Annotated in this window: 16 protein-coding genes; 12 read left to right on the top strand and 4 right to left on the bottom strand. The window is 74.5% G+C overall.

All coding sequences use genetic code 11. The annotated features are described in order from the left end of the window. From Q0817_RS03560 to Q0817_RS03530, 7 genes are all read left to right on the top strand, one after another. On the top strand, nt 1-1,278 hold a 1,278-nt coding region (locus Q0817_RS03560; RefSeq protein WP_298584479.1), incomplete at its 5' end, for a bifunctional ADP-dependent NAD(P)H-hydrate dehydratase/NAD(P)H-hydrate epimerase. Between the two features lie 134 nt (nt 1,279-1,412). After that, nucleotides 1,413-3,599, top strand: a complete 2,187-nt coding sequence (gene glgX / locus Q0817_RS03555; RefSeq protein ID WP_298584476.1) for a glycogen debranching protein GlgX — start codon at nt 1,413-1,415, stop codon at nt 3,597-3,599. 84 nt (nt 3,600-3,683) lie between these two features. Then, the gene (treY, locus tag Q0817_RS03550) at nt 3,684-6,041 is read left to right on the top strand and encodes a malto-oligosyltrehalose synthase (RefSeq protein ID WP_298584474.1); all 2,358 of its coding nucleotides are present in this window, start codon (nt 3,684-3,686) and stop codon (nt 6,039-6,041) included. 6 nt (nt 6,042-6,047) lie between these two features. Next, complete coding sequence (gene treZ, locus Q0817_RS03545) at nt 6,048-7,919, top strand: malto-oligosyltrehalose trehalohydrolase (RefSeq protein ID WP_298584472.1); 1,872 nt, start codon at nt 6,048-6,050, stop codon at nt 7,917-7,919. Nucleotides 7,920-7,969: 50 nt separating this feature from the next. Further along, complete coding sequence (mgrA, locus tag Q0817_RS03540) at nt 7,970-9,052, top strand: L-glyceraldehyde 3-phosphate reductase (RefSeq protein WP_298584470.1); 1,083 nt, start codon at nt 7,970-7,972, stop codon at nt 9,050-9,052. A gap of 19 nt (nt 9,053-9,071) precedes the next feature. After that, a complete protein-coding gene (locus Q0817_RS03535; protein WP_298584467.1) occupies nt 9,072-9,746 on the top strand; it encodes a LysE family translocator in 675 nt (224 codons plus the stop codon). 150 nt (nt 9,747-9,896) lie between these two features. Beyond that, a complete protein-coding gene (locus Q0817_RS03530; protein ID WP_298584465.1) occupies nt 9,897-10,982 on the top strand; it encodes an inositol-3-phosphate synthase in 1,086 nt (361 codons plus the stop codon). A 98-nt stretch (nt 10,983-11,080) separates the two neighbouring features. Here Q0817_RS03530 and Q0817_RS03525 read toward each other — a convergent pair whose 3' ends face one another. Together Q0817_RS03525 and Q0817_RS03520 are read right to left on the bottom strand one after the other, a co-directional pair. Beyond that, nucleotides 11,081-11,869, bottom strand: coding sequence for a phosphatase (locus Q0817_RS03525; RefSeq protein WP_298584463.1), 789 nt, complete (start codon nt 11,867-11,869; stop codon nt 11,081-11,083). Next, nucleotides 11,866-13,158, bottom strand: coding sequence for a glycosyltransferase (locus Q0817_RS03520; RefSeq protein WP_298584462.1), 1,293 nt, complete (start codon nt 13,156-13,158; stop codon nt 11,866-11,868). The genes Q0817_RS03525 and Q0817_RS03520 overlap by 4 nt, the downstream gene beginning before the upstream one ends. 193 nt (nt 13,159-13,351) lie before the next feature. Here Q0817_RS03520 and alr point away from each other — a divergent pair, with 193 nt between their 5' ends. The 5 genes from alr to tsaD all read left to right on the top strand — a co-directional run bounded on the left by alr (nt 13,352) and on the right by tsaD (nt 17,567). Next, complete coding sequence (gene alr / locus Q0817_RS03515) at nt 13,352-14,575, top strand: alanine racemase (protein WP_366139854.1); 1,224 nt, start codon at nt 13,352-13,354, stop codon at nt 14,573-14,575. Then, the gene (gene tsaE, locus Q0817_RS03510; RefSeq protein ID WP_298584458.1) at nt 14,572-15,180 is read left to right on the top strand and encodes a tRNA (adenosine(37)-N6)-threonylcarbamoyltransferase complex ATPase subunit type 1 TsaE; all 609 of its coding nucleotides are present in this window, start codon (nt 14,572-14,574) and stop codon (nt 15,178-15,180) included. The genes alr and tsaE overlap by 4 nt, the downstream gene beginning before the upstream one ends. A gap of 61 nt (nt 15,181-15,241) precedes the next feature. Continuing rightward, nucleotides 15,242-15,919 (top strand): tRNA (adenosine(37)-N6)-threonylcarbamoyltransferase complex dimerization subunit type 1 TsaB, encoded by a 678-nt coding sequence (gene tsaB / locus Q0817_RS03505; protein WP_298584455.1) that lies wholly within the window; start codon nt 15,242-15,244, stop codon nt 15,917-15,919. A 38-nt stretch (nt 15,920-15,957) separates the two neighbouring features. Beyond that, the gene (rimI, locus tag Q0817_RS03500) at nt 15,958-16,473 is read left to right on the top strand and encodes a ribosomal protein S18-alanine N-acetyltransferase (protein WP_298584490.1); all 516 of its coding nucleotides are present in this window, start codon (nt 15,958-15,960) and stop codon (nt 16,471-16,473) included. After that, nucleotides 16,470-17,567 carry a tRNA (adenosine(37)-N6)-threonylcarbamoyltransferase complex transferase subunit TsaD gene (tsaD, locus tag Q0817_RS03495; protein ID WP_298584453.1) on the top strand — a complete coding sequence of 366 codons (1,098 nt, stop codon included), beginning with the start codon at nt 16,470-16,472 and terminating at the stop codon, nt 17,565-17,567. The genes rimI and tsaD overlap by 4 nt, the downstream gene beginning before the upstream one ends. A gap of 30 nt (nt 17,568-17,597) precedes the next feature. On the opposite strand, the gene Q0817_RS03490 is transcribed toward tsaD, so the two are convergent. After that, a complete protein-coding gene (locus Q0817_RS03490) occupies nt 17,598-18,743 on the bottom strand; it encodes a glutamate--cysteine ligase (protein ID WP_298584451.1) in 1,146 nt (381 codons plus the stop codon). A gap of 70 nt (nt 18,744-18,813) precedes the next feature. Then, a complete protein-coding gene (locus tag Q0817_RS03485) occupies nt 18,814-20,097 on the bottom strand; it encodes a class I SAM-dependent methyltransferase (protein WP_298584449.1) in 1,284 nt (427 codons plus the stop codon). Between the last annotated feature and the right edge of the window lie 12 nt (nt 20,098-20,109).

Genomic DNA, 20,109 nt, shown 5'->3' with positions numbered 1-20,109 from the left:
CTCGCGGCCGCGGGGGGACGGGTGCTGCGCGCCGGCGACGGCGACCCCGCGCTCGGGGAGGCGGTCGAGCACGTGCTCGGCGCCGACCTCGTGCTCGACGCCGTGCTGGGCACCGGCGCCCGGGGCGGACTGCGCGGGCCGGCGGCGGAGCTCGTCCGCGCCGTCCTGGACCGGTGGCCCGGCGACGGGGGGCCGGCGTTCGTGGCGTGCGACGTCCCCTCGGGCGTCTCGGCGGACACGGGCGCGGTGGCCGGGCCGGTGCTGCCCGCGGACGTCACCGTGACGTTCGCCGGGGCCAAGGCCGGACTGTTCCTGCCGCCGGGGGACCGCTGGTGCGGCGAGGTGCGGACCGTGCCCCTCGGGATCGAGGACGCCCTGCCCGCGCCCGCCCTGCGCCGGCTGGAGCCCGACGACGTCGCGGCGCTGTGGCCGCGGCCGGGGGCCGCCTCCCACAAGTACTCCCGGGGCGTGGTGGGCGTCGTCGCCGGCTCCCCGACCTACCCCGGAGCCGCGCTGATGTGCACGCGCGCCGCCGTGGACGCCGGCGCCGGCATGGTCCGCCACCTCGGGGACGCCTCGACCCGCTCCCTCGTGTGCCTGACCAGCCCCGAGGTGGTCGCCTCCGAGGACCACCCCGACGACGTGCACGTCCAGGCGTGGGTGGTCGGCCCCGGCGCCGTGGGCGACGCCGCCCAGGAGTCCCGGATCGGCGCCGTGCTCGCGGGCGGGCTGCCGGCGGTCGTCGACGCCGGCGCGCTCGACGCGGCGGCCCGGGCGTCCGCCGACGGGATCCTCGGCCCGGGCAAGGTCCTCACCCCGCACGCCGGGGAGCTCGAGCAGGTGCTCGCCTGGCTCGCCGCCCTCGGCCACGGCGGGGAGGCCCCCGACCGGGCGGCGATCGAGGCCGAGCCCGCCCGCTGGGCGCGCGCGGCCGCCGAGGCGACCGGGGCCGTCGTCGTCCTCAAGGGCGCCACCACCCTGGTGGCGGCCCCCGGCGGGACGCTGCTCTCCCAGGCCGACGGCAGCCCCTGGCTGGCGACCGCCGGCAGCGGGGACACCCTCGCGGGGATCATGGGCACGGCGCTCGCGGGCTGCGCGGAGGACCCGGACGCGTTCGCCGCCGCGGGGGAGTGGGCGCGGGGGGACGTCCGGCTCGCGGTGGCCGCCGCCCTCGCCGTGGCCGTCCACGGCTACGCGTCCCGGCTGGAGGGCCTCGGTCCCGTGCCGCCCACGGCGCTGTCCGCGAACGTGCGCACGGTCCTGCGCTCCGGCCGCTGAGGGCGGGTCCTGCGCCCCGGCGGACCGCCCCCGGGACTCGGGCGGCTCCCGGCCGGGCTAAGGTTAAGCCCACTTGCCCCATACCCAGCCCGCTGACGGTGACCCCTGCCCGGCGGTACGACAGGAGATCCCCCATGGAAGTCTGGCCAGGTCAGCCCTACCCCCTCGGAGCCACCTTCGACGGGACCGGCACGAACTTCGCCCTCTTCAGCGAGGCCGCCGAGAAGGTCGAGCTGTGCTTGTTCGACGAGCTCGGCGCCGAGACCCGCATCGAGGTCGCCGCGCAGGACAGCTACGTCTGGCACTGCTACCTCCCGACCGTCCAGCCCGGGCAGCGCTACGGCTACCGGGTGCACGGACCGTGGAACCCCGCCGAGGGCCAGCGCTTCAATTCCGCCAAGCTGCTGCTCGACCCCTACGCCAAGGCCGTCTCCGGCCAGATCGACTGGGACCAGGCGCTGTTCTCGTACGACTTCGGCGACGAGGACTCGTTCAACGACGAGGACTCCGCCCCCCACATGATGATGGGCGTGGTGATCAACCCGTTCTTCAACTGGGAGGGCGACCGCACCCCGCGCACGCCGTACCACAAGTCGGTGATCTACGAGGCCCACGTCAAGGGCCTCACCCAGCAGCACCCCGACGTGCCGGAGGAGCAGCGCGGCACCTACGCCGGCGTGGCCCACCCCTCGGTGATCGCCCACCTGCAGAAGCTCGGCGTCACCGCCATCGAGCTCATGCCCGTGCACCAGTTCGTGCAGGACAGCACCCTGCTCGACCAGGACCTGCGCAACTACTGGGGCTACAACACCATCGGGTTCTTCGCCCCCCACAACGAGTACCACTCCACCAATGACCTCGGCGGCCAGGTCCAGGAGTTCAAGGCCATGGTGCGCGCCCTGCACCAGGCCGACATCGAGGTCATCCTCGACGTGGTGTACAACCACACGGCCGAGGGCAACCACATGGGCCCCACGCTGTCCATGAAGGGCATCGACAACCAGGCCTACTACCGGACGGTGGAGGGCGACCAGAAGTTCTACATGGACTACACGGGCACCGGCAACACCCTCAACGTCCGTCACCCGCACTCCCTGCAGCTCATCATGGACTCCCTGCGCTACTGGGTGACCGAGATGCACGTGGACGGCTTCCGTTTCGACCTCGCCTCCGCGCTGGCCCGCGAGTTCTACGACGTGGACAAGCTGGCCACGTTCTTCGAGCTCGTCCAGCAGGACCCGATCGTCTCCCAGGTGAAGCTCATCGCGGAGCCGTGGGACGTCGGCCCCGGCGGCTACCAGGTGGGCAACTTCCCGCCCCAGTGGACCGAGTGGAACGGGAAGTACCGGGACACCGTGCGCGACTTCTGGCGCGGCGAGCCCGCGACCCTGGGCGAGTTCGCCTCGCGCATCACCGGCTCGGCGGACCTCTACGAGCACAGCGGCCGCCGTCCGTTCGCCTCGATCAACTTCGTCACCGCCCACGACGGCTTCACGCTGCGGGACCTGGTCTCCTACAACGAGAAGCACAACGAGGCCAACGGCGAGGGCAACAACGACGGCGAGTCCCACAACCGCTCCTGGAACTGCGGCGTGGAGGGACCCACCGACGACCCCGAGGTGCTCGCCCTGCGCTCCCGCCAGCAGCGCAACTTCCTCGCGACGCTGCTGCTGTCCCAGGGCACGCCCATGGTGCTGCACGGCGACGAGCTGGGCCGCACCCAGGACGGCAACAACAACACGTACTGCCAGGACAACGAGCTGTCGTGGATCAACTGGGACACCATGGACGGCCCGCTCACCGAGTTCGTCGCCGCCGTGACCCACCTGCGCCACGACCACCCGACGTTCCGGCGCTCGGAGTTCTTCGACGGCCGGCCCGTCGAGATGGACGCGGACGACACCGGCCGCCCGATGCCCGACATCGCGTGGCTGAACACGGACGGGGCCCCGCTCAAGCCCGCCGACTGGGACGAGCCCCTGTCCCGGTCCTTCGGGATGTGGCTCAACGGCAACGGCATCGCCGGCGTGGACATGCGCGGGCGGCCCATCACGGACGTGAACTTCATCGTGTACTTCAACTCCAACCCGGAGCCCGTGAAGTGCAAGCTCCCGCCGGTGCGCTACGGCCGGCAGTGGGAGGAGGTCATCGACACCGCGGGCAAGTACGCCGACGGGCAGATCCGCAAGGCCCGCTCCTCGATCGCCCTCGAGGGCAAGTCGATGGTCGTGCTGCGCGCCTACGAGACCCCCGAGGAGGAGCCCGACGCGTCGGTCGCCGCCTCCGTGGCCGCGTACGCGAAGACGCCGCAGGACCAGTGACCTGACGGCCCCGGCAGGCTGTCGACCCGGACACGGGTCGACAGCCTGCTGGCGTTTCCGGGGCCGGGCCGACAGACTGGTGCCGTGCGCACACCTATCTCGACCTACCGACTCCAGATCACCTCCGACCTGACGCTCGACCGCGCCGCGGGGCTCGTGGACTACCTCCACGACCTCGGCGCCGACTGGGTCTACCTCTCGCCGATCCTGCGGGCCGTCGACGGCTCCGACCACGGCTACGACGTCGCGTCCCCCGCGGAGGTGGACCCCGTCCGGGGCGGTGCCGCCGGACTCAAGGCGCTCGCCGACGCCGCCCACGCCCGCGGCATGGGCGTGCTGGTGGACATCGTCCCCAACCACCAGGGCGTCGCCGCCCCGGAGCAGAACCCCTGGTGGTGGTCGCTGCTGGCGCAGGGCCGGGAGTCGCCCTACGCCGAGGCCTTCGACGTCGAGTGGGCGGCCGGCGGCGGCAGGGTGCTGATCCCCGTGCTGGGCGACGGCGACGAGGAGCTCGCCCAGCTGCGGGTCGAGGACGGCACGCTGCGCTACTACGACAACGTCTATCCGCTGGCCGAGGGCACGTGGACGGAGGGGGACGACCCGCGGGACGTCCACGACCGCCAGCACTACGAGCTCGTGCACTGGCGCCGCGGCGACGCCGAGCTCAACTACCGCCGGTTCTTCACCGTGGCCACGCTGGCCGGCGTGCGCGTCGAGGACCCGGAGGTCTTCGCCGAGTCCCACGCGGAGATCAAGCGGTGGATCGACGAGGGCCTCGTCGACGGCCTGCGGATCGACCACCCCGACGGGCTGCGCGACCCGCGGCAGTACCTCGAGCAGCTGAAGGAGCTCACGGGCGGCGCCTACGTCGTCGTCGAGAAGATCCTCGAGCCCGGCGAACGGCTGCCCCGGGACTGGGCCACCGCGGGCACCACCGGCTACGACGCCCTCGGCGTGCTCGACCGGCTGCTCACCGATCCGGCCGGGGAGTACGCGCTGACCAGCCTGGACGCCCGGCTGCGGGACGGCGAGCCCGTCCACTGGGACGAGCTGGTCCACGGCACCAAGCGCGCCATGGCCGACGGCGCGCTGCTGGCCGAGGTCCGGCGCCTCGCCCGCCTCGTGCCCGGGGACGCCGGCCTGGACCGGCCCGTGGCGGAGGACGCCCTGGCGGAGATCCTCGCGAACTTCCCCGTCTACCGCAGCTACCTGCCCCAGGGGGCCGAGCACCTGCGGACGGCCCTCGAGGCCGCCCGGGAGCAGCGTCCCGACCTCTCCGGCGCGATCGGGACCCTGGGCGGGCTGCTCGGGGTCGACGCGACGGACGAGGCGGAGCTCGGGGAGCTCGCCCGCCGCTTCCAGCAGACCTCCGGGATGGTCATGGCGAAGGGCGTGGAGGACACCGCGTTCTACCGCTTCTCCCGCCTCACGTCGCTGACCGAGGTCGGCGGCGACCCGTCGCACTTCGCCGTGACGCCCGAGGAGGCCCACGCCGAGCTCGCCCGGCGGGCCGCCGAGGAGCCCCTGGCCATGACGGCGCTGTCCACGCACGACACCAAGCGCTCCGAGGCGGTGCGGGCGCGGATCACCGTGCTCGCCGAGGCCGGGGAGCAGTGGGCCGGCGTGGTCGGCACCGTGAAGAGGCTCGCCGGGGCGGCCGGGGCCCTGGTGGGCGACGGCCCCCTCGTGAACCTCGTGCTCCAGGCCGTGGTGGGCGCCTGGCCCATCTCGCAGGACCGGGTGCTGGACTACGCCCTCAAGGCCGCCCGCGAGGCCGGCAACTCCACCGCCTGGGTCGACGGGGACGCCGAGTTCGAGCAGCGGCTCACCCGGTTCGTCGAGCTCGTCCTCCACGACCCGCAGATGCGGGCCGTCGTCGAGGGCTTCGCCGAGCACGTCACCCCGGCCGGGTGGTCGAACGGGCTCGCCGCCAAGCTCGTGCAGCTCACGATGCCCGGCGTCCCGGACGTCTACCAGGGCTCCGAGCGGTGGGCCGAGTCCCTCGTGGACCCCGACAACCGCCGTCCCGTCGACTTCGAGGAGCGGGCCGCCGTGCTGGCCCGCCTCGACAACCCCGTGGGCGGCACCGCGGACGGGATCCCCGCCGTGGGACCGGACGCCGCCGCCAAGCTGCTCGTCACCAGCCGCGCCCTGCGGCTGCGCCGGGACCACCCCGAGCTGTTCACCGGCTACACCCCGCTCACCGCGTCCGGGCCCCTGGCCGGGCACGTGTTCGCGTTCGACCGCGGCGGCGCCGTGACCGTGGCCACCCGCCTGCCCCTGGGCCTGGCCGCCGCCGGCGGCTTCGCCGGCGAGACCCTCGACCTGCCCCCGGGCGACTTCGAGGACGTGCTGACCCGCCGCCGGCACACGGGCACCGTGCCGCTGTCCGGGCTGCTGGCCGACTACCCCGTGGCGCTGCTGCGCCGGAAGGACTCCTGAACCTCCATGAACACCCGCGACCACCTCAACCGCTTCGACGTCTGGGCCCCGCACGCCAGGGCGGTGACCGCGCGCATCGAGGGCGAGGACCACGCCATGGTCCCCGCCGCGACCCTGCCCGAGGACTCGCCGGCCGGCACCGCGGCGCGCCGCGACGGCTGGTGGACCCTGCCCGACGGCGCCGACGTCCCCGACGGCACCGTGCGCTACGGCTACCTCCTGGGCAAGACCTTCGACGAGGGCACGGCCGAGGAGCGCTCCCAGGTCTCCGAGGTCCTGCCGGACCCGCGCTCCCGCCGCCAGCCCCAGGGCGTGCACGACCTCTCCTGCACGTTCGATCCCTCCGCGCACCGGTGGGGCGACGCCGCGTGGACCGGCCGCACCCTGGCCGGGTCGGTGATCTACGAGCTGCACGTCGGCACGTTCACCCCGGAGGGCACCCTCGACTCCGCGGTCGAACGGCTCGACCACCTCGCCGACCTCGGCGTGGACTTCGTGGAGCTGCTGCCCGTCAACGGGTTCAACGGCGAGCACAACTGGGGCTACGACGGCGTCCTCTGGTACACCGTGGCCGAGTCCTACGGCGGGCCCGCCGCCTACCAGCGCTTCGTCGACGCGTGCCACCAGAGGGGGATCGGCGTGATCCAGGACGTGGTCTACAACCACCTGGGCCCGTCCGGGAACTACCTGCCCTTGTTCGCCGACTACTTCAAGCCGGGCTCCAGCACCTGGGGCGACCTCATCAACCTCGACGGCTGGGGCTCCGACGGCGTCCGGGACTACATCCTGGACAACGTGGAGATGTGGCTGCGCGACTACCACGTGGACGGGTTCCGCCTCGACGCCGTGCACGCCCTGCAGGACCACCGGGCCGTGCACATCCTCGAGGAGATCGCCGAGCTCGTGGAGCGCGTGGGCGTGGAGACCGGCAAGCCCCTCTTCACCGTCGCGGAGTCCGACCTCAACGACCACCGGATGATCACGCCGACCACGGCCCACGGCCTCGGGATGACCGGGCAGTGGCTCGACGACTTCCACCACGCGGCGCACGTGGCGCTCACGGGGGAGACGCAGGGCTACTACGCGGACTTCGCCGCCCTCGGGACCCTCGACAAAGTGATGCGGGACGCGTTCTACCACGACGGCACCATGTCGGTCTTCCGAGGCCGCCACCACGGCCGGCCGGTCGACAAGCAGCGCGTGCGCCCGTGGCAGTTCGTCACGTGCATCCAGAACCACGACCAGATCGGCAACCGCGCCGCGGGGGACCGGATCAGCGCGAGCCTCACGCCCGACCAGCTCGTGCTGGGCGCCGCCGTGCTGCTCACCCAGCCGTTCACCCCCATGCTGTTCATGGGGGAGGAGTGGGGTGCGTCCACCCCGTGGCAGTTCTTCACCGCCCACCCCGAGCGCGAGCTCGGGGAGGCCGTGGCGAAGGGCCGCAAGGCGGAGTTCGCCTCCATGGGCTGGGACGAGGACACGGTCCCGGACCCGCAGGCCCCCAGCACGTTCACGGACTCGAAGCTGGACTGGGACGAGCTCGGCCGCGACGACCACGCCCGGGTGCTGGCCGCCTACCGCGAGCTCATCGCGCTGCGGCGCGCGGTGCCCGAGCTCACCGACCCGCGCTTCGACACGATCGGCACCGACCTCGACGAGGACGCCCGCTGGTTCGTGCTGCGCCGGGCCACGGCCCCGGGCTCCGCCCACGGGGTCGCGGTGCTGTTGAACTTCGGTGCCGAGCCCGCGCGGGTCCCGTTCCCGGGCCGCCAGGACGCCGAGGTGCTCTTCCGCTCCGGCGACGTGTCGCTGACCGACGGGAGCGGCAGCGCCGTCGCCGCGCTGCCCGCCCACGGCGCGGCCGTGGTGCGCTACTGAGCCACCGCCACCACCCACCGAACGACTCCCTCGAACCCCGAAAGGCCGCCGTGCGCACCTACGGACCCGATGTCCCCTACCTCCCGGCGGAGAACCGCTACGAGACCATGCCGTACCGCCGCGTGGGCGAGTCCGGGCTCAAGCTGCCCGTGATCTCGCTCGGGCTGTGGCACAACTTCGGCGACGACAAGCCGCTGGGCACCCAGCGCGCCACGCTGCGCCGGGCCTTCGACCTCGGCGTGACCCACTTCGACCTCGCCAACAACTACGGCCCGCCGGCCGGCGCCGCGGAGCTGAACTTCGGGCGGATCCTGGCGCAGGACCTCGCGCCGTACCGGGACGAGCTCGTGATCTCCTCGAAGGCCGGGTGGGACATGTGGCCGGGGCCGTACGGCTTCGGCGGCTCGCGGAAGTACCTGGTGTCCTCCCTCGACCAGTCCCTGCAGCGGATGGGCCTGGACCACGTGGACATCTTCTACCACCACCGCCCGGACCCGGAGACCCCGCTCGAGGAGACCATGCGGGCCCTCGACCACATCGTGCGCTCCGGGCGGGCCATGTACGTGGGGATCTCCTCCTACAACGCCGAGCTGACCCTGCGCGCCCAGCAGATCATGCGGGAGCTCGGCACGCCGCTGCTCATCCACCAGCCGTCCTACTCGCTGCTCAACCGCTGGATCGAGTCGCCCGGTCCGTCGGGGACCTCCCTGCTGGGCGCCCTGACGGAGGCGGGGATGGGCTCGATCGTGTTCTCCCCCCTGGCCCAGGGCATGCTCACGGACCGGTACCTCCAGGGCATCCCGGAGGGCTCCCGGGCCGCGGCGGAGAAGTCCCTGGACCCGGAGTGGCTGACCGGCACGACCCTGGAGAAGGTCCGCGGTCTGCACGACATCGCCGAGGCACGCGGGCAGAGCCTGGCCCAGATGGCGATCTCGTGGGTGCTGCGCGAGCAGGCGGACGGGCAGGTCAGCACGGCACTCGTGGGGGCCTCCTCGCCGCAGCAGCTCGAGGACAGCGTGGGCGCCGTGCGCCACCTGTCCTTCACCCCGGAGGAGCTGGACGCGATCGACCGGCTGGCCACGGACTCCGACATCAACATCTGGGCGGGCGCCCAGGACTCCAAGACCTCGTGAGCGACCGGGCCCGGTAGCCGTGGAGGTCTCGCAGTACCTCGCCCTGCTCGGGCTGTGGATCGCCGGGATCGTCGCCCCCGGCCCGGACGTCCTGGTGATCCTGCGCAACGCGTCACTGGGCTCCCGCGCGGCCGGGGTGCTCACCGCGGTGGGGGTGATGACGGGCAACCTCGTGTGGATCACGCTCTCCCTCACCGGGGTGACCGTCCTGATCGGCCAGGCGGACGGCGTCCAGCGGATCATCCAGGTGGCCGGGGCGCTGTTCCTCGGCTGGCTGGGCGTCAGCGGGATCCGGGCGGGACTCGCCGCGCGGACCCTGCCCGCCCGGGTGCCGTCCGCGGCGGGCGGACCCGGGACGGACCCGGACGAGCCGCAGGCGCCGCCGGGCCGCACGGTCACCCCGGGGCGGGGCTTCGTGCTCGGGCTCGTGACGAACCTCTCGAACGCGAAGGCCATCATCTTCTTCGTGGCGCTGTTCGCCAACGTGGTCCCGGCGGGCGCCCTGTGGTGGGAGACGGCCCTGGTCTTCGCGCTGCTCGTGGCGGTGGGCCTCGCCTGGTTCACCGCGGTCGCGTGGGTCGGCTCGGTCCAGCGGCTGGCCGCGGGCTTCCGGCGGCACGGCGCCGCCGTGGAGCTCGCCGCCGGCGTGCTGTTCCTGGTGCTCGCCCTCGGCCTGCTCCTCAGCGCGCTGTGAGCCCGACGGCGGGCCCCCCGGCCGGCCCCACCCCTGACGGGCACTAGACTGGAGCGCTGGGTCCTGCCCGGCACGGTGCCGGGCACCCGTGCGGGTGTCCGCCCGGCATCCGCCGGGGACGGAGCCCAGACGACCAGACAGAGGAGTCCCGTGTCCCACCATCCCATTCGCGTGGCCGTCGCCGGTGTCGGCAACTGCGCCTCGTCGCTGATCCAGGGCGTGCACTTCTACGCCGACGCCGACCCGGCCGCCTCCGTCCCCGGGCTGATGCACGTGCAGTTCGGCGACTACCACGTGGGCGACGTGCAGTTCGTGGCCGCCTTCGACGTCGACGCCGCCAAGGTCGGCCTGGACCTCTCGGAGGCGATCTCCGCCTCGGAGAACAACACCATGACCTTCGCCGACGTCCCGCACGCCGGGGTGACCGTCCAGCGCGGGCCCACCCTGGACGGGCTGGGCGAGTACTACCGGGCCATGGTCGAGGAGTCGGCCGCCGAGCCCGTGGACGTGGTCCAGGCCCTCAAGGACGCGCAGGTCGACGTCCTGGTGTCCTACCTGCCCGTGGGCTCCGAGGAGGCGGACCGGTTCTACGCCCAGGCCGCCATCGACGCCGGGGTCGCCTTCGTCAACGCCCTGCCCGTGTTCATCGCCTCCACCGACGAGTGGGCGGAGAAGTTCACCGCCGCCGGCGTGCCGATCGTGGGCGACGACATCAAGTCCCAGATCGGCGCGACGATCACCCACCGCGTCCTGGCCAAGCTCTTCGAGGACCGCGGCTACGTGCTCGACCGGACCTACCAGCTCAACGTGGGCGGCAACATGGACTTCATGAACATGCTCGAGCGCAACCGGCTGGAGTCCAAGAAGATCTCCAAGACCCAGGCCGTGACCTCCAACGTGCAGAAGGAGTTCGGCACCAAGGACGTCCACATCGGGCCCTCGGACCACGTCCCGTGGCTCGACGACCGCAAGTTCGCCTTCGTCCGGCTCGAGGGCCACGGCTTCGGCAACGCCCCGATCAGCCTCGAGTACAAGCTGGAGGTGTGGGACTCCCCGAACTCGGCCGGGGTGATCATCGACGCGATCCGGGCGGCGAAGATCGGCCTGGACCGCGGGGTGGGCGGCCCGCTGACCTCCGCGTCCGCCTACTTCATGAAGTCCCCGCGCGAGCAGCAGGCCGACGACGTGGCCCGGGCGAACCTGGAGGCCTTCATCCGGGGCGAGCGCGAGCGCTGAGCCCGCGCCCGCGGCCCGCAGGCCCCCGCACCGTCCCCGGTGCGGGGGCCTGCGCATCGGGAGTCCCGAGCACCTGGGGCCCCGCGCACCGGGAGCGCTCAGATGTAGTCCGCCAGGCCGGCGCGGTGGAGCACGAACGCCGTGACCGGCTCGTAGACGCGCGGCGGGAGGTTGTCGTCCAGCGGCACGGCGACCTCGATCTGGCCCTGCGCCTCCGCCACGAACACGCCGGGGTCGTTGCAGTCCGCGACCGCGACGGTCCGCAGCCCCCGGGAGCCGGCCGCCCCCGCGAGACCGTGGTCGGCGACCACGAGGTCGGGCGGGTTCTGCCCGTCGCGGCGCAGCTTCTCCAGGGTCAGGGACATGGGGCCGGGAAAGTGGGTGTGCCGCAGCCCGCCGTACTGCTCGACCATCACGACGCTCTCGATCTGCCGGACGTCGCCGTCCTCGAACGGGAAGCCGTCCGGGACCTGCACCACGTGCGCGCCCGCGCGGCGGGCCACCCGGGCCAGGTGCGCGTAGACCGGGAACAGGCCGGCCGGGTGGCCGGTGGCGAAGAGCACACGGCCGCCGCCGGAGACCACCTCGCCGAGGACCCCCGCGTAGCGCTCCAGCGCGGCGACGGCCCGTTCCGCGGAGATCGTGTCCTGGCCCTCGACGTGCGCCCGGTCGGGGGAGATGCCGACGCGGTCCCGCATGAGGGCGAACACGTCGTCGAAGGTCCACTCCCGGGTGCGCACCACGCCCATGTGCTGGTGCTGGTCGCCGTCGAGGAAGCCCTGGATGTTGCGCAGGTTCGCCTCGCGGGGCGTCGCGACCGCGCCCGTGATGCGGTGCTGGTCGAGATGATGGGTGAGGTCTGCGGAGGAGAGGGGGGGAGTCGTCACCGTTCGAGTGTATTCAGCCGCCGGCCGCTACCGTCGCGTACCCCCGCCCGGGCCCGCGTGCGCGCGTAGACCTCCGCCGTGGCCAGGGCCGTGCGCTCCCAGGAGTGTCCCTGGGCGCGCCGGGCGGCCGCCTCGCCCATGCGCACCAGCGCGGCCGGATCGGCCGCGAGCGCCACCACGGCCCGCGCCCACGAGCCGGGCTCGCGGTCGGGCACGAGCCGGCCGGTGAGCCCGTCGAGCACCGCGGTGCGCAGCCCGTCGACGTCCGTGGCGAGCACCGGCGTGCCGCACGCCTGGGCCTCCAGCGCCACGAGGCCGAACGTCTCGGAGGAGGACGGGACGGCGACGACGTCGGCCAGGCGCATCCGGGCCGCGAGCTGCGGGGCGGGCAGGGCCGGTCCGAAGCGCACGACGTCCTCCAGGCCGAGCTCCCGCACGCGCTCCCGCAGCGTGGCCGTGAAGCCGCGGGTGCCGACCCCCACGACGTCCAGCTCCACGGGCAGGCCGGGGTCGGTCTCCCGGATCCGGGCGAGTGCGTCGACGAGCACGTGCGGGCCCTTGAGGGCCTGCAGGCGGCCGGCGAACAGGATCCGCAGCGGGCGGCCGGGCGAGCCGGGGGGCGGTCCGCCGGCGCGGCGGGGCTCGCCGGGGGCGGCGTCCGGGGTGAAGGCCGAGAGGTCGACGCCGGGGGTGATCACGGTCAGGCGGGCCGGGTCCGCGTCGTAGAGCTCGATCATCTGCAGCGCCTCGGTCCGGGTGTTCACCACCGTGGCCTCGGCCCGGGCGATCAGCTCGGCCTCGGCCTCGGCCCGGGAGGCCGGCTCGAGCCCCTCGCCGGTCCGGGCGCGCAGGTTCTTCCCGAGCGCCGTGGTGTGCAGGGTCAGGACGAGGGGGACCCCCCAGCCGTCGGCGAGCTCCCGGCCCGCGGCGCCGGAGAGCCAGTAGTGGGCGTGCACCACGTCGGGCCGGTCGGCCTCCGCGCGGAGCACGTCCGCGAAGGCCGAGGTGAACCCGGGCAGGTCCTCCTTGCTCGCCCCGGCGGCACCGGGCAGGGCGACGGTGAGCAGCCGCAGCCCGTCGCGGATGCGGGTGCTCCGCACGCCCGCGGCGGGCGGGGCGCCGGCGCCGCGGTCCAGGGTGGCCATGTCCACGGTGTGGCCGGCGTCCACGAGGGCCTCGGCGAGGTGGCGGACGTAGACGTTCATCCCGCCCGCGTCACCCGACCCCGGTTGCTCGAGGGGACAGGTGTGCAGGCTGATCAGCAGGACGTGGCGGGGCGCGGCGGACACGGCTCAACTCTAGCCGCCGGCCGCCGGGTCCCCGGCGGCCCGCCCTGCGCGCGACGGTCCGGCCCGCCGCGCCCGCTGCGCCGGCCGCGGCGGGCCCGGTGCGAGAATGGGATCCGTGAACCGTGCTGATCCCGTCCCGACCGCCTCGTCCGGCGGCGTCCTCCCCCCTCCGCCCCGGTTCGAGCGCAGCGCCGTGGTCGACCTCGCCGCCGTCCGCTCCAACGTGCGCCGGCTCCGGGCCCTCGCCGCCCCCGCCCGGCTGATGGCCGTGGTCAAGGCGGACGCCTACGGCCACGGGGCCGTGCCCGTGGCCCGCGCGGTCCTCGAGGCCGGCGCGGACGCCCTGGGCGTCGCCCACGTCGGCGAGGCCCTCGCCCTGCGGGCCGCGGGGATCGGCGCCCCCGTGCTCGCGTGGCTGCACACCGTCGACACGGACTTCGGGGCGGCGCTCGCCGCCGACGTCGAGCTGGGCGTCAGCGGGTGGGAGCTCGCCCCGATCGCGGAGGCCGCCCGGGCGCTCGGGAGCCCCGCCCGGATCCACCTCAAGATCGACACGGGCCTGGGCCGCAACGGGGCGACGGAGGCCCTCTGGCCCGAGCTCGTGCGGGCCGCCGCCCAGGCCGAGGCCGCGGGGCTCGTGCGCGTCGTGGGCGTCTTCACCCACCTGGCCGTCGCCGACGAGCCCGCCCGGCCCGAGACCCGGGAGCAGCTCGAGCGCTTCCGCGGGGCCGTGGACACGGCCCGTGCCGCCGGGCTCCGGCCCGCCCTGCGGCACGCGGCGAACTCGCCCGGCCTCCTCGGCGCCGCCGGGCTCGAGCGCCCCGAGGACATGCTCCTGGACATGGTCCGGGTGGGGGTCTCCCTCTACGGGCTCTCCCCGTTCGCCGACCGCACCCCGGGCGAGCTCGGGCTCGTGCCCGCCATGACGCTGCGGAGCACGGTCAGCGCGGTCAAGGAGGTGCCGGCGGGACAGGGCGTCTCCTACGGGCTGAGCTACGTCACCGACCGGCCCACCACCCTGGCGCTCGTGCCCCTCGGCTACGCCGACGGCGTCCCGCGCACCGGCACCGGCGGGCCGGTGCGGATCCAGGGCCGCACCTACCCGGAGGTCGGCCGGGTCGCGATGGACCAGATCGTCGTGGACCTCGGCGCGCCGGGCCTCGCCGCCCCCGAGCACGGGCTGCTCGGGGCGGAGGCCGTGCTGTTCGGAGCGGGGGAGGACCCCTCGGCGAGCGCGTGGGCGGACGCCGCGGGCACCATCAACTACGAGATCGTCACCCGCGTCTCGCCCCGCGTGCCACGGGTGCACCTGCACGCCACGGAGCACGGGGTGGGCGCAGCCGAGGAGCAGGCAGCCGAGGAGCAGGCAGCCGAGGAGCAGGCAGCCGAGGAGCAGGCAGCCGAGGAGCAGGCATGAGCGAGTGGACGCGGACCGTGACGGTGGACGGGCCCGGGCGGACCCAGGCCCTGGCCGAGCGGCTGGGCGGACAGCTGCGCGCCGGGGACCTGCTGGTCCTCACCGGCGAGCTCGGCGCGGGCAAGACCACGTTCACCCAGGGCCTGGGACGGGGCCTGGGGGTGCGGGAGGGGATCATCTCGCCCACGTTCGTGCTGGTGCGCCGCCACCCCAACGTCCCGGACGGGCCCCGGCCCGGGGGACCGGACCTGGTGCACGTCGACGCCTACCGGCTGGGCTCGGCGGCGGAGGTCGACGACATCGACCTGGAGGACACGGTGGACACGGCCGTCACCGTGGTCGAGTGGGGCACCGGGAAGGTCGAGCACCTGGCGGAGTCCCGCCTCGAGATCGTGCTGGAGCGCGCCGTGGGCGCCGCCCCCCTCGGCCCCGGCGCACCGTGCGGACCCGCGGAGGCCGCGGACGACCCGGGAGGCCCGGTCGACGACGCCGAGGACCGGGACGAGGACCGGGACGAGGACCCGGACGAGGAGGACGAGCCCCGCCGCATCACGCTCACCGGGATCGGCCCGCGCTGGGCGGACGGGCCGCCGCGGCTCGACTGAGCCGGTCCGGCCGGCCCGACGGGGCCGGGCGGCGCCCGGGGGCGGGCACTACACTGGTCGGGTGCTCCTCCTGTGCCTGGACTCCTCCGCCGTCGCCTCCGCCGCCCTCGTGACCGGCGCGGGCGAGGTCCTCGGCTCCTTCGCGAGCCCGGACACCCGCTCCCACGCCGAGGTCCTGGCGCCCGCGGTCCGGGACCTGCTGGCCGGCCGCGGCGTCGCAGGCGGCGACCTCGACGGCATCCTGGTCGGCACCGGCCCCGGGCCGTTCACCGGCCTGCGCGCGGGGATCGCGACGGCGCGGGCGCTCGCCTTCGCGTGGGACGTCCCGCTGCACGGGCTCATGAGCCTCGAGGCCCTCGCCCAGGACGCGGCCGGGCACGCCCGGGCGGCGGGTCACGAGGAGTTCCTCGTGCTCACCGATGCCCGGCGCAAGGAGGTCTACTGGGCCCGCTTCGCCCTGGCCGAGGACGGCCCCCGGCCGGCCGGGGGCCCCGGTGTCGCCGCCGCCGAGCAGCTCCCGGCGCTGCCCGCCTACGGCCGCGGGGCGGGGATCTACGCGGACCGCCTGGCCCGTCCCGTGCCGGAGTTCGCCGCGGCGCAGCCCACGGCGTCGTCCCTGGGCCTCGCCGCCGCGCGCCGCACGGCCCGCGGGGAGGCGCTGTCCCCGGACACGACCCCGCTGTACCTGCGCGAGTCCGATGCGAAGGTCCCCGGCCCCCGGAAGCGGGCCGGGGCGTGAGCGCCGCACGCGGTCCCGGCCCCTGGACGCTGCGCCGGATGGTCCCCGCGGACGTCGCGGCGGTGCACGCGCTCGAGCGGCGGCTCTTCCCCGTGGACGCCTGGCCGCTGGAGATGTTCGCCGCGGAGCTGGCCCAGCCCGTCTGCTGGTACTGGGTGGCGGAGCAGGACGGTGAGATCGTCGGCTATGCGGGGCTGATGTGCATCCGCCCCGTGGGCGACGTGCAGACCATCGCGGTGGTCCCCGAGCACGAGGGCCGCGGGATCGGCTCCGCCCTGCTGCGCACGCTGCACGCGCAGGCCCGGGAGCTCGGCGCCACCGAGGTGCTGCTCGAGGTCCGCGCCGACAACCCGCGCGCCCAGCAGCTCTACCGCCGCTTCGGGTACGAGCAGATCCACGTCCGTCCCCGCTACTACCGGGACGGCGCCGACGCGCTGATCATGCGCCTCGACCTCGCCGCGCCGGGCGCACCCTGCGCCCCGGCCGCGGCGGCGGCCCCGACCGACCCGACCGCCCCGACCGACCCGACCGCACCGACGGAGGAGACCCCATGACCGACGGACCGCTCGTGCTGGGCATCGAGTCCTCGTGCGACGAGACGGGCGTGGGGATCGTGCGGGGGCGCACCCTGCTCGCCAACGTCGTCTCCTCCTCGATGGACGAGCACGTGCGCTTCGGCGGCGTGATCCCCGAGATCGCCTCCCGCGCCCACCTCGACGCGATCGTGCCCACCCTGCGCGAGGCCCTGGACCGGGCGGGCGTGGGCCTCGAGGACCTCGACGCCCTCGCGGTGACCTCCGGGCCCGGGCTCGCCGGGGCCCTCATGGTGGGCGTGGCCGCCGCCAAGGCCCTCGCCGTGGCCGCGGACAAGCCGCTCTACGCCATCAACCACCTCGTGGCCCACGTCAGTGTGGGCCTGCTCGAGGACTCCGGGATCGAGGGCTTCCAGGGCGCCTTCGACGACGGCCTGCCCGGCGACCTCGGGGCGCTGCTGGTCTCGGGCGGGCACACCGAGATCCTCGCCGTCGAGGACCTCGGCCGGGACGTGCGCCTGCTCGGGGCCACGATCGACGACGCGGCCGGCGAGGCCTACGACAAGGTGGCCCGGGTCCTGGGCCTGGACTACCCGGGCGGCCCGGCCATCGACGCCGCCGCCCGGGACGGGGACCCCGCCGCCTTCCGGCTCCCCCGCGGGCTCAGCGCGGGCAAGTACATGGGCTCCGCCGAGCGGCCCGGCCCGCACCGCTACGACTTCTCCTTCTCCGGGCTCAAGACCGCCGTGGCCCGGGTCGTCGAGGGCTACGAGGCCCGGGGCGAGCCGGTGCCGGTCGCCGACGTCGCGGCGTCCTTCCAGGAGTCGGTGGCCGACGTCATCACCCGCAAGGCCGTGCTCGCGTGCACCGAGCAGGGGCTCGGGACGCTGCTGCTCGGCGGGGGAGTGGCCGCGAACTCCCGGCTGCGGGAGCTCACCGCCGAGCGCTGCGCCGAGCACGGGATCGAGCTGGTGATCCCCCGGCTGCCGCTGTGCACCGACAACGGGGCCATGGTCGCCGCGCTCGCCGCCCGGGTCGTGGCCGAGGGCCGTGCGCCCTCCGGGCTGGACTTCGCCGCCGACTCGTCCCTGCCGGTCACCACCGTCTCCGTGTGAGCGGGCGCGCCGGGCGGACGCGCCCGGCGGTCAGTCGTTCTCGCGGGTGCGGCGGACGATGTCGAGGGCGACCGCGTGCAGGTCCCCGTCGTGGGCCCGGGCGACCGCTCGCTGGCGCTGGTAGCCGGCGCCCTGCTGCATGATCCGCTCCACGTCGGCGAGCTCCCGCGAGCAGCCGAGCTCCGCGGCCACCGGCTCCAGACGGTCGAGCAGCGCGGTCAGGTCCTCGCACAGGTCCCGCTCGATGTTGCGCGGGTCGGTGATGATCTCGGCGTCCAGCCCGTAGCGGGCCGCCCGCCACTTGTTCTCCTGGATGTGCCACGGCTTGAGCCGGACCGGTGCGCGCCCGGCCTCCACGTCCCGGGAGAGGGACTCCGCGAGGCACTGGGTGAGCGCCGTGAGGGCACCGACCTCCCACAGGGTCGAGAGCCCGTCGCAGAAGCGGACCTCGTCGGTGCCCAGCCGGGGCACGGGGCGCACGTCCCAGCGGGCCTCGCTCATCTCCTCGATGATGCCGGTGGCGATCATGTCCGTGATGCACTGCTCGTACGCCGTCCAGGACGGGAAGTGGTACGGCAGCCCCGCCGTGGACAGCTGCTGGAAGATCATGGAGCGCTGGGACGCGTAGCCGGTGTCCTCGCCCGCCCAGAACGGCGAGTTCGCGGACAGGGCCAGCAGGTGCGGGTAGTAGGTCAGCAGCCCGTCGAGCACCGGGAGGGCCTTCGCCCGCGAGTCGAGGCCCACATGGACGTGAACCCCGTAGATGACCATCTGCCGGCCCCAGTACTGGGCGCGGTCCACGAGCTTGTGGTAGCGCTGCTTGTCGGTGACCTGCTGGTCCTGCCAGCGCGCGAAGGGGTGGGTGCCCGCTGCGAAGACCTCGAGGCCCTGCGGGTCGGTGACCTTGCGGATCTCGTCCATCATGGTGGACAGCTGCTCGGTGGAGTGGGCCACGTCCCGGCACACCCCGGTGACCAGCTCGATCGTGTTGAGCAGGAACTCCCCGGTGAGGTGCGGGTGGTCGCCGTCCGTGCCCCAGTCCGGATGGGCGTCCAGGACCGCCTCGAACGTCTCCCGGCCGCGGGGCACGAGATCCCCCGTGCTGCCGTTCACGAGGGCGATCTCCCACTCGACGCCGAGCGTCGACTGGTGGGAGCGGGCGAACGAGATCTCCACGCGGCAGGTCCTCCGTGGTCTTGAGGGGCGGGCGCCCGGTCGGGGGCGGGCCGGACGGCCCGCGGAGCCCTCAGTCTACGGTTTCCACGACGATCACGACGCGCTTCTCCGCGGGGCCCGCACCGGTCCGTCCCGGGTCCCCCGGGGCGGGGTCCGGGGCCGTCCTGGTGACCACGAGCGTGGCCCGGCCGGGGCCCTTCGGCGCGAGCCGGCGGCGCAGCTGCTCCGGGGTCACGTCCGTGCCGCGCTTCTTGATCTCGAGGGTGCCGACCTCGTGCTCCCGGACCCACCGCTTGAGCACCTTGACGGTGTGCGGCAGCACCTCCCGCACGCGGTACGCGCGGGCCAGCGGGGTGCGCACGAGCTCGTCGGAGGTGAGATAGGCGATCCGGGGGTGGATCAGCCGCGCGCCCAGCTGCCGGGCGAGGTCCGTGACGAGGCCCGCCCGGATCACCGCGCCGTCCGGCTCGTAGAGGTAGGCGCCCACGGGACCGACCACCGCGTCGGCGTGGGCGGGGTCGTGGTCCTCCGGGCTGACGATCTCCGCGGACCCGTGCTCGGAGAGCACGAGCGCCGCGCGCCGCACCCCGGGGCGGGCCACCGCGTTGAACCACAGCACGGCCTCGACCACGTCGCCCCGGTCGGAGACCCACTGCGCCTCGCACCCGGCGGGGACCGCCTCGTGCGGGATGCCCGGCCCCAGCTTCACCCCGACCGGCAGGCCGCGCCCGGCCAGCGCCTCGACGAACGACAGGGGCGGGGAGAACGCCTCGGGGTCGAAGATCCGGCGGGTGCCGGACGACGACGTCGTGCGCCGGGCCGGGTCCAGCCACACCCCGTCCGGCGGCCCGGCGGGCAGGGCGGCGAGGTCCAGGGACGCCACGTCGGCGTGCAGGACCGTGGCCTCGGGGAACGGGGCGAGGTTGAGGGTGGCGACCGCGGCCGTGGTCTCGTCGAGCTCCACGGCGGTGACCCTGCGGTCGAGGGAGGCCAGCGCGAGCGCGTCCGCGCCGATGCCGCAGCCGAGGTCGGCCACGTGCTCGAGGCCCGCGTCGGCGAAGCGCCGCGCGTGCAGGGCGGCCACCCGCAGCCGGGTGGCCTGCTCGAGGCCGGCCCGGGTGAAGAGCATGCGGTCGGCGAAGTCCCCGAACTTCTCGCGCGCCCGGGTCCGCAGCCTCGTCTGGCTCAGGGCCGCGGAGACGAGCTCCGGGGCGTGCCCCTCGGCGCGCAGCCGGGTGGCCGTGCGCAGGGCCTCGGTCTCGTCGTAGGGGCCCAGGGACTCGAGCAGGGCCATGCCCTCCCGGGTCAGCAGCGGGGCGATCTCGCGGGGGTCGACGGGGGAGTCGGGGTTCATGGGTGCCGTTCG

This window comes from uncultured Kocuria sp., from assembly GCF_947500125.1.
Classification (GTDB): domain Bacteria; phylum Actinomycetota; class Actinomycetes; order Actinomycetales; family Micrococcaceae; genus Kocuria.
The sequence above is the reverse complement of the archived record's forward strand: the minus strand, read 5'-3'. Positions and strand labels throughout refer to the sequence as shown.